Origin of the sequence: Helcobacillus sp. ACRRO (assembly GCF_022347125.1) — a bacterium.
In the GTDB taxonomy this organism is placed as follows: domain Bacteria; phylum Actinomycetota; class Actinomycetes; order Actinomycetales; family Dermabacteraceae; genus Helcobacillus; species Helcobacillus massiliensis.
On sequence record NZ_JAKRNG010000045.1, the window covers coordinates 1 to 9,843 of the forward strand.

A 9,843-nucleotide genomic window follows, 5' to 3' on the forward strand; every position below is an offset into this window, starting at 1 on the left:
CATCCGCACCGTCCCCACCGCCGCCACCACTGCGCGCACCGGGACCAGCACCTCCCGCCGCACCACCACCCGCACCTCGTCGGCCGGAGCCCGCGCCCTCGCGCCGCGCCGCACCACCGCGCAGCCCGCCCCGTCGGCCCACTCTGACAACGTCCAGATCACCCTGACGGTGGAGCTGCCCACCGGAGTGGACGTCGCCGACACCGCCGCTATCGCCGATGCGCTGCGCGCCCAGGCCCAGCGCCTCACCACCGGTCGCGGCGGCCGCGCCAGCCTCAGCATCGACTCGCCGCGGCCCTCGGCCCGCCCGCGCACGTTCACCACCACACCCGGGCAGGACAGCGCCGCACCCCTGCGTCCCCGCCGCACCGGCGTGGTCTCCGCGAACGCTCCGGCCCGTCGCGATGCCGAAGCGGCCCGCCTGCGCCTGCTGCGCGCCGCCGCCGTCTCCCCGTCCTCCCCCGCCAGCCCGTCCGCGGCCCCGCAGCTGCGCGCCGACGGCCTCGTCATCGACCTCTACGGCCGACGCGTCCGCATCGACGGTGAGGACGTCGACTTCTCCTACAAGGAGTTCGAGCTGCTCGCCTTCCTCACCCGGTCGGCGCGCACCGTCGTGTCCCGCGACGCCCTCATGGAGAACGTGTGGGCCGATGCCGCCGCCAACACCGGTGAGCGCACCGTCGATGTGCACATCCGCCGTGTCCGCAACAAGCTCGGCCGCTACCGCCGCCTCATCTCCACGGTGCGCGGCGCCGGCTACCGCCTCGACCCGGGCAGCGACGTCACGGTGCTGCAGCACCACTGATCCGCGCCCCGCTAGAGCCCCCGGCCCCGTCTGTGCGCCGTACGAGCACTGTCCCGCCGGCCCCGCGCGGGGACCGAGCAGGGCTGCCGGGCCGGCGCAGTCCGGGCGCCGGGGCAGGGCGGCGAATGAGAAACATGATGACCGCCCCGCTGGCCTGACCAGGTCACGGGGCGGTCGCATAGAGTGGGACCGTCCGTTTCGACAACCCGCCCACCACCATCGGGCACGCGGCCTGCCGCCGTGCCCACAGGGAGCTGTGAATGATCGCCCACGCACGCATCACCTCGCCGACCACCGCCGAGATCCGCTTCGAGGACCGCACCGAGCAGATCCACGGCCGCACCCGCCACGAAGTCCGCGAGGCGGTCAAAGCGGCGTTCATCGAGGAAGCGCGCGAGGAGAACCGCGACATCGACGTCCTCATCGAGGACTCCGGCACCCAGCACACCCTGCGCGTGGAGCCCAACGGACGCATCGCCCCGCGCGACGCCGACGACCGTCCCCTGTTCTCCGGTGAAGCACCTGAGGGCCGGCGCCCGCGGGCCCGCCGCCGCGCCCGCCACGCCGCCGACTCCCCCATCGCCCCGCACACCGGGGAGCACGCCGTGCAGGTGAACCGTGAGGGCCGCGGATCGGCCGCGTCGGCGCAGTCCGCCCGCTCCGCCGCATCTGCCCACTCGGCGGCTTCGGCGCACTCGGCGGCGACGGCCCCGTCGGCCCGCTCCGCGCAGTCCGCCCCGTCCGCGACGTCGGCGGCCTCCGCGAGCACCGCCCCGTCGGCTCCCCGCACCCCCGGTGAGCAGAACGCCGCCCAGCAGCCGGCGGATCCCGCACAGCCAGCCGAAGGAGGCGCCCGCACCGGCGCCGCCCCGGCTGACTCCGTCCGCGACCTGCCGACCCTGCAGGACCTGCGCGCCGGCTCCGACGCCACTCGCAAGGTCCACGCCCAGACCGGGTGGCGCCGCGGCCTGCGCAAGGCCACATTCGGCGCCATCGCCCTCGGCCCCGGCCGCGCCGAACGCGAAGAGCGCGACGAGATCGCCATGATCCGCAAGCAGCTGAGCGGCCCGAAGAACATCGTCGTGGTCAACCTCAAGGGCGGCGCCCACAAGACCACCAGCGTCCTCATGATCGCCGCCACCCTCGGCATGTACCGCGGCGGCAGCGTTCTGGCCTGGGACAACAACGAGACCCGCGGCACCCTCGGCTGGCGCGGCATCCCCTCGGACCACACCCTGACCGCCCTGGACCTGCTGCAGAACCTTCCCCGGTTCCGCCGCCCGGACGCCCGCCTCGCCGACCTCGACCAGTTCGTGCGCCGCCAGGGCGACATGAACTTCGACATCCTCGCCTCCGATGAGGACGCGGGCTCGTCCTCCTCCATCAACGGCCGCGCCTTCAACGAGCTCGACGCCGCCCTGTCCCGCTTCTACCGCATCAAGGTCATCGACACCGGCAACAACGTCCGCGCCTCCAACTGGCTGGCCGCCGTCGAATCCGCCGACCAGCTCGTCATCGTCTCCACCGTCCGCGAGGACACGTTCAACGCCGCCGCGTGGATGATCGACGAACTGCGCGCCACCGGCCACGGCGACCAGGTGGACAACGCCGTCACGATCCTGTCGCAGTCCTCGCGGCAGAAGATCGACCACGTGCTGCACAAGCGCCTCGTGCACCACTTCGGTGCGCACACCCGCGCCGTCATGGAGGTGCCGTTCGAGCAGCACTTCGTGGATGGCACCAACCTCGACTGGGCGCGCCTGGCCCCCGCCACCCGGGAGGCATGGCGCCGCGCCACCGCCGAGATCGCCCGCGGACTCTGACAAGCCCAGTCATCCACAGGCCCCGGTGGGCCGACGGGTTCCGGAATGCGCCGACGCCGCAGAGCGTTAGCCTCATGCCATGACCCAGCACGTCCTGCACCTCGTCCTCGACCCGGTCGCGGGGGCGTCCCTGTGGGCGCACGTGCGCGGGGACGACGGTCGCGCCCGCCTCACCGATGACCTCGGGCCGCTGGTGGAGCGGCACCCGTCGGCCTTCAGGCCCCTGCTGCCGTGGGTGCTGCGGCCGATGCGGCAGCGCAGCCGCGCCGACGGTCGCGCGAAGGGCGCCCCGCTGATGCTGCTGACCGGGGTGCGGCTCGCCCGCGCCACCGATGTTCTGCGCGGCCTCATCGAGGTGAGCGCGCGCGCTTCTGGCCGCCTTCCCAGCGACTCCACTGCCGCTGTGGCTTCCGCGCTCGACGACCTGATCGTGGAGCTCGCCGACACCGGCGCCGCCATCGCTGTCGCCGATGACCTCGCGCTCGCCGCCGACGCCCTCAGCGTCCTCGCGCTCGACGTCCATGCCCGCCGCCTCGTCACCGCCCGCCAGGTGGTGCCGCAGATCGAGGTGCAGGCCGACGCCACCATCGCCGCCTGGGACACCGCCCCCGGCGTCACACCCCACCCATGGCTCAGCGCCCTCGCCGACGCCCACGCCCGGGACGCCTTCGCCGCGCTCCTGCGGGACACCGACCTCCCGGACGGCGACCAGCTGGAGGGGGTGGATCCCGTCGGCGCGCAGCTGATCGCCGCCCTCGGCCCCGACGCCGCCGCACTGCGGGTGGATGTGCCGGGGCGGCGCCGCCTCACCCGCCTGCTCGGGCAGTTCGCGGACACGGGGGCCGACGGGGTCCTCCTGCACGATGTCGCCCCCGACCTCGTGGTCCGCGTCCACGAACCCGACGGCACCGCCGACGACGGCGCCATCGACCAGTCCGCGTGGCGGATCGAAGCGTGCCTGAGGGAGAGCGGCGGCACCGTCCACCCCCTCGGAGCCCTCGTCAGCGTGGGCGACCTGTCGATGGTGGCAGCGCTGGAGCACACCGCCGCCATCCGCTCCCACTCCCCGATCCTGCGCGGCGCGAAGACGAGCCGCAGCGGCATGGAGTGGACCGTCAACACGCATGAACTGTCCCGCTTCATCTCCGCCGACGCCGCCGACCTCGCCGAACACTCCATCGTGGTGATGCTGCCGCGCACCTGGACGAAGCAGGCCGTGACGGTCCGCGCCACCGTGCAGGATCCGGAGGAGAAGAAGCGGGAGGGCGCCGATGCGAACGCGGAGAAGTCCCAGAAGGGCCAGTCGATGACCGGCGCGATCGGTTCCTTCAGCTTCACCACCGCCATCGGCGACACCGACCTCACCGACGAGGAGATGCAGGACATCCTCACCGCGCAGGCCGACATCGTGCAGCTGCGCGGTGAATGGATCCGCCTGGACCGCTCCACCCTCGCCGCCGCCGAACGCTTCCTCGACGCCTTCTCGAAGACCGCGTACCTGCAGAGCGCCGAGCAGCGCCGCTTCGCGCAGATCTCCGTGATGCGCGGCGGGACGAAGCGCGCCCCGCAGCCGCCGGGAGACGGCGACGCTGCCGCGGCATTGGGCGCTGCCGCGTCAGCACCCGGCACCGCGACCGGGGCCGACGGGGACCAGCGCAGCCTGGTGGTGCCGCCGCGCGGCGACATGTCGGTCCGGCAGTGGGTGCACCTGCTGACCGAGCACAACCCCGAGGACCTCCGCCTCACCATCGGCGGGAAGGACCGCGGTGCCGCCGCCTTCTTCACCACCCGCGCCGCGCCCCCGACCGTCCCGGCGCCCACCACACTGAAGGCGACTCTGCGGCCCTACCAGCAGCGCGGCCTTGAATGGATGGCGATGCTCGATGGCGCCGGGCTCGGCGGCATCCTCGCCGACGACATGGGCCTCGGCAAGACCATGCAGGTCCTCGCCCTCCTCTGCTGGGAGCGCGAGAACGCCGACGCCGCGTTCGCCGCCGCTGACGTCGACGGCACCTGGGGGCAGCGGGTCCCCGTCGGCCCCACCCTGCTGGTGTGTCCCATGAGCGTCATCGGGTCCTGGCAGCGCGAAGCCGCGACGTTCGCGCCCCACCTGCGGGTCCACGTCCACCACGGGCCGCAGCGCCTCACCGGTGACGACTTCGCGACCGAAGCGATGCAGGCCGACCTCATCCTCACCACCTACGCCCTGATGGCGCGCGACCTGCCGGACCTGCAGCGCCTCGGTCTGCACCGCGTCATCCTCGACGAAGCGCAGCACATCAAGAACGCCGACACCCAGGTGTCCCGCGCCTCCCGGCAACTGCCCGAGGGGCGGCGCCTCGCCCTCACCGGCACCCCCGTGGAGAACGACCTGACGGACCTGCACTCCATCATGGAGTTCGCCAACCCCGGCCTCCTCGGCAGTGAGGACCGGTTCAAGGAGACCTACGCTCGCCCCATCCAGGACGACCACGATGAGGACGCCCTCGAACAGCTCAACCGCGTCACCGGCGCGTTCATCCTCCGCCGTCTGAAGACCGACCGCTCCATCATCCGCGACCTGCCGGACAAGACCGAGATGGACGAGCGGATCACCCTCACCCCCGAACAGGCCGGGCTCATCTCCGCGATCGGTGAGGAGATGACGAAGGAGCTCGCGCAGGTGGACCGGACGCAGCGCAAAGCGCTGATCTCCTCCACCGTCATGCGGATCAAACAGGTCTGCAACCATCCCGCCCATTACCTCGGCGACGGCTCCCCCATGCTGGAGGACGGCCAGCACCGCTCCGGGAAGATGGACCGCATCGACGACCTGCTGGAGTCGATCATCAGCGTGGGCGAGAAGGCGCTGATCTTCACCCAGTTCACGCAGTACGCGCCGCAGATGATCGAGTACTGGCAGGACAGGTTCGGCATCGAGGTGCCGTTCCTGCACGGCGGTCTGCCGAAGGCGGAGCGGGACCACATGGTCGCTGAGTTCCAGAAGGACACGGGGCAGGCGGGCGTCATGCTGCTGTCCCTGCGGGCCGGCGGCACCGGCATCACCCTCACCGCCGCGAACCATGTCATCCACCTGGACCGCTGGTGGAACCCCGCCGTGGAGAACCAGGCCACGGACCGGGCGTTCCGCATCGGGCAGAAGAGGAACGTGACGGTGCGCCGCATGGTCGCCATCGGCACCATTGAGGAGGCGATCGCGGAGCGCCTCGCCATGAAGTCCGCCCTGGCCGACGCCACGGTCGCCGCGGGTGAGCGCTGGCTGCAGGACCTCGACGATGACCGGCTCGCCGACCTCTTCACGGTGACGCGGGACGCGGAGGGCAACGCCGTCTCCTGGTCCGATGAGTCGCGGAAGGGGGCGCTCAGCGATGGCGATTGAGATGCGGTCCCAGCGCGGGCAGATCGGGCGCAGCTGGGTGGCCCGCGAGTTCGGCCGACGGATGGAGATGCTGCTCGGTTCGCGCGGCAAGGCGATCGGCAAGCGCCTCGCCCGCGCCGGCACCGTGCAGTGGGTGGATGTGCGGCCCGGTTCGGTGACGGCGTCCATGGACGACCCGCAGTTCGGGATCGTGGAGCCCCGCCTGGACCTGCACGTGTTCACCGGTGGGGATCGCGACCTGGTGGAGCGGATGATCGCGCAGGATCCGTCGTTCGTGCTGACGCTGCTGGACGGGACGTACGGGGCGGACCGGGAGAGCGAACTGCTCCGCCACGACCTGGGGCTGCTGCCCTCCTCCCACACGGACATCACGTGGGACTGCGCCTGCCCCGCGGGGATGTCCGTGTGCCCGCACGTTTATGCGCTGGTATACGTGCTGATGGAGCACCTGGACGATGCGCCCGGAGACTTGCTGCTGATGCGCGGCATCGACCTGGAGGACCTGCGCGGCCCCGGAGGCGATGGCGACGCGGTTCCCGGCGACAGCGGCGGGGCGGAACCTGCGCCCTCCTCCGGCTCCGATTCCGCGGCCGGCGCCGAGGATGGGGCCGAGCGAGCGACCGAAGCCGCCAGCATCGATCCCCAGGCCGATGAGGAGCCCGCCGGCCAGGCTCAGGCTCAGGCTCAGGACCAGGACCAGCGGAAACGCTTCAATCCGGCGCTGGTGGACGCGTCGGTGCTGTCCGAGATGGTCGGCGACCAGGTGCAGGGCGTGTTCGCCCGCTTCTACGCCACCGGGACAACCGGCGCGGAGGGCGCACCCGTCGGGCACAGAAAAAGCCGGCCCGGCAGTCGAGGGGGATGACGGCCGGACCAGCGCACCCCACGCTACCAGCGCAGACGCCCCGCTCGACCGGGGATTAGGACTCTTTGACCATTGTCTGCCTGGGGTTTTGCCCACACCGTGACCAAACCCCCGAACGGCGGAATGCCCCTGCTCTACCCTGGCGGTATGGCTATCGATGAATCCGCGCTCAGCGCCGCCGCGTCCATCTTCGAATCCACGGTCGAGAAGAACGAAACCCCCGGCATGGGCTGGGGCCTGCTCCACGAGGGCACGCTCGTCGGCTCCGGCGGCTTCGGCAACTCCCACCTGGAGAACGGCACCGCCGCGGCCGATTCCTTCACCCCCGACTCCCGCTCCCTGTCACGCATCTGCTCGATGACGAAGTCGTTCACCGCAGCGTCGATCCTGAAGCTGCGCGACGAGGGCCGCCTCCGCCTCGACGACCCCGTCTCCGAGTACGTGCCGGAAGCCGCTGCCATCGAACCGGCCACGGAGGACTCCCCTCAGCTCACCCTGCGCCTGCTGCTGACGATGTCCGCCGGGTTCGTCACCGACAACCCGTGGGGCGACCGCATGGAGTCCATGACCCGCGACGAATTCGCGGACCTGCTGAAGAACGGGCTCGGCTGGGTGCACGCCCCGGGAACCGGCTTCGAGTACTCCAACACCGGCTACTCCCTGCTCGGCCGCGTGATCGACGAGGTCTCCGGGCAGTCCTACGACTCGTACATCACCGAGCACTTCCTCCAGCCCCTCGGCATGACCGACACGATCTGGTCGGTCGAGTCCGCGACCGAGGACCAGAAGGCCCGCATCATGCAGGGCCACCGCCTCAATGAGCACACGGATGCGACCCGTTTCGAGCGCATCGAGTTCGACACCCCCGGCGTGTACGGCGCGATGGCGGGCCTGTTCTCCACGGTGGAGGACGTCGCGAAGTGGGTGCAGTTCCTGTCGTCGGCGAACCTCGCGGTGCTGCCGGGCGGGAAGCCGGCGGAGCATCCGGAACTCCTGAGCGCGGCGTCGCGTCGGGAGATGCAGCAGCTGCAGCGCCTGTGGGAGACCCCCGCGCTGCCGGTGCGCGACGGCGAGAAGCACTCCGCCGGGTTCGACCGCATCCGCGGCTACGGGTACGGCCTCGTGGTGGAGCGCTTCGCCGACCTCGGTGAACTCGTCTCCCACTCCGGCGGCTACCCCGGCTTCGGGTCCTACATGATCTGGCACCGCGCCACCGGCACCGCCGCGATCGCCCTCGCGAACGCGAAGTACGGGCCCGCGATCCGCTCCTGCATGGACGCTCTGCGCGCCATCCTCGAGCACTCCCCCGCCGCGATCACCGCGCCGCGCGGCGAACTGGCGCCCGTCACCGCGACCGCGTTCGCAGCGACCCTGCGTTACCTCAGCCTCGAGGACATGGAGGGGGCCGACGGGTCCGCGATCGCCGATGAGTTCTTCGCGGAGAACATGGACCCGGACATTCCCCGTGATGAGCGCTTCCGACGCCGCGAGCAGGCACTCCAGCTCGCCGGGCTGGAGCTCGCTGACCTGCAGAAGGCGGCAACGCCGGTGATCGACGCGATCGAGGGCGGCGAGGAGCTGCCGGCGACCGTGACGGTGGTGTCCCGCGCGAATGCACAGCTGAAGCTGACGGGGCCGACGGGCACGGTCACGATCGACATGCTGATGGATCCGCGCCGTGACGCGAAGATCCAGTCGATCACCACGCTCGGGAAGAAGAACGAGCAGCAGGCCGGCGAGAAGAAGGCCGAGGCTGCGAAGTGAGGGCGCGTCTCACGAATGGTCAGGGGCAGCGCCCCTCCTGGTGGCGGCGCACGTGGCGCCGCATCGGGGACGGACTGGACTGCCTCGACTGCTGCGTCCTCATCCCCGGGCTGCTGCTGGTCGGCAGCGTCGGGTCAGTGGTGGCGGTCCTCGGCGACGGCGCGGCCTGAGGGCGAAGGGTCAGCGGATGAGCGCGGCGATGACGCCGAGGATTCCGCCGCCCACCACCAGGCCCGCCACGGAGCCGAGTACGCCTGCGATCAGGTTCGTGCGGGAACCGCCAGCGGCCCCGGGCACGACACCGCCCGGCGCCCCCGCACCACCGATGGAGCCCTGCGCACTGCGCGGACCCGTCGGCGCGGATGGCCCTGACACATACGACCATGCCGGCGACGCCGCCGACTGACCACCCGCACCGTACCCGTACATGGCATGGGACCCACCGGTGCCCGCACCCGAGGGGCCGGACCCGGAGGTGCCGCGCGGACCCGTCGGCGCGGAGCCCGCGGAAGCAGCAGAAGCCGCAGAGGACCCGGAGGCAGCGGGGGTCGCCGAAGCCGCCGAGGCCGCCGACGACCCTGACGGCGCCGACCCGGCAGGCGCCCCACCGCGGGGGGCGTTGGTGCGCGGGCCCGTCGGCCGCTCCCACGGACGCGGCGTCGCCGGGGTGGGCTGCCACTGCGCCACCGGCATCCCAGCCGCGTTCGCGGCGCCGGCACGCAGCGCCTCCATCGACGCGCTCTTGTTCTGATCCACATCGAACGCCTTCTCCCGGACGAACCCGGGCGGCAGCGGCGGCATCAGGGACGTGATCCGGATCGGGGTGCCGTCCGCGAACACGAGAGGGGTCTGCGGGGCCACATACGGCAGGGCACCGATCGCGGCCTGCGCCGATGGGCAGCGCCGCACCGGATCCGCCTCCACGAGGGACCGGATCACCCCGGCCAGCTGCGGCGACACGCCCTTCAGCAGGCGCGCCAGCTCACCGGACGGAATCGGGCCGTCGTTCAGCGTGAAGCGGCCGTTCAGCATCATCAGCGCCACCACGCCCGCGGCGTACAGGTCCTGCTTCGGGGTGGGCTCATCCATCTGGAACAGCTCCGGCGCCATGAAGCCCGGCGTCCCGTTGATCATGCCGACATGCGTGAAGCGCACGTCCGTCTCATGCACGGCGATGCCGAAGTCCGCCAGACGGGAATGGATCGGG

General features: G+C 71.7%; 6 protein-coding genes and 1 pseudogene. 6 read left to right on the top strand and 1 reads right to left on the bottom strand.

Translation table 11 applies throughout. The annotated features are described in order from the left end of the window. Position 1: 1 nt before the first annotated feature. The 6 genes from MHY20_RS11065 (at position 2) to MHY20_RS11090 (ending at position 8,806) form a co-directional block, all read left to right on the top strand. The gene (locus MHY20_RS11065) at positions 2-805 is read left to right on the top strand and encodes a winged helix-turn-helix domain-containing protein (RefSeq protein ID WP_239376806.1); all 804 of its coding nucleotides are present in this window, start codon (positions 2-4) and stop codon (positions 803-805) included. Between the two features lie 260 nt (positions 806-1,065). Continuing rightward, entirely contained in the window at positions 1,066-2,628 is a 1,563-nt protein-coding gene (locus tag MHY20_RS11070) for a chromosome partitioning protein (protein WP_239376808.1), read from the top strand. Positions 2,629-2,707: 79 nt separating this feature from the next. Continuing rightward, on the top strand, positions 2,708-6,007 hold the full coding sequence (locus MHY20_RS11075; protein ID WP_239376810.1) for a DEAD/DEAH box helicase: 3,300 nt from the start codon (positions 2,708-2,710) through the stop codon (positions 6,005-6,007). Further along, positions 5,997-6,872: a hypothetical protein gene (locus MHY20_RS11080; RefSeq protein ID WP_239376812.1), complete on the top strand. Its 876-nt coding sequence runs from the start codon at positions 5,997-5,999 to the stop codon at positions 6,870-6,872. Before MHY20_RS11075 ends, MHY20_RS11080 begins: the two co-directional genes overlap by 11 nt. A gap of 147 nt (positions 6,873-7,019) precedes the next feature. Next, on the top strand, positions 7,020-8,636 hold the full coding sequence (locus tag MHY20_RS11085) for a serine hydrolase domain-containing protein (protein ID WP_239376814.1): 1,617 nt from the start codon (positions 7,020-7,022) through the stop codon (positions 8,634-8,636). Further along, a complete protein-coding gene (locus MHY20_RS11090) occupies positions 8,633-8,806 on the top strand; it encodes a hypothetical protein (RefSeq protein ID WP_239376816.1) in 174 nt (57 codons plus the stop codon). The genes MHY20_RS11085 and MHY20_RS11090 overlap by 4 nt, the downstream gene beginning before the upstream one ends. Positions 8,807-8,816: 10 nt before the next feature. Here the strand turns inward: MHY20_RS11090 and MHY20_RS11095 are convergent. Further along, positions 8,817-9,843: pseudogene (locus MHY20_RS11095) on the bottom strand (hypothetical protein); the annotation flags it as partial.

Bases quoted from the DNA above. Each gene is read 5' to 3' on its own strand.
- MHY20_RS11075 (WP_239376810.1), top strand. From the start codon at position 2,708: ATGACCCAGCACGTCCTGCACCTCGTCCTCGACCCGGTCGCGGGGGCG.
- MHY20_RS11070 (WP_239376808.1), top strand. From the start codon at position 1,066: ATGATCGCCCACGCACGCATCACCTCGCCGACCACCGCCGAGATCCGC.
- MHY20_RS11085 (WP_239376814.1), top strand. From the start codon at position 7,020: ATGGCTATCGATGAATCCGCGCTCAGCGCCGCCGCGTCCATCTTCGAA.
- MHY20_RS11080 (WP_239376812.1), top strand. From the start codon at position 5,997: ATGGCGATTGAGATGCGGTCCCAGCGCGGGCAGATCGGGCGCAGCTGG.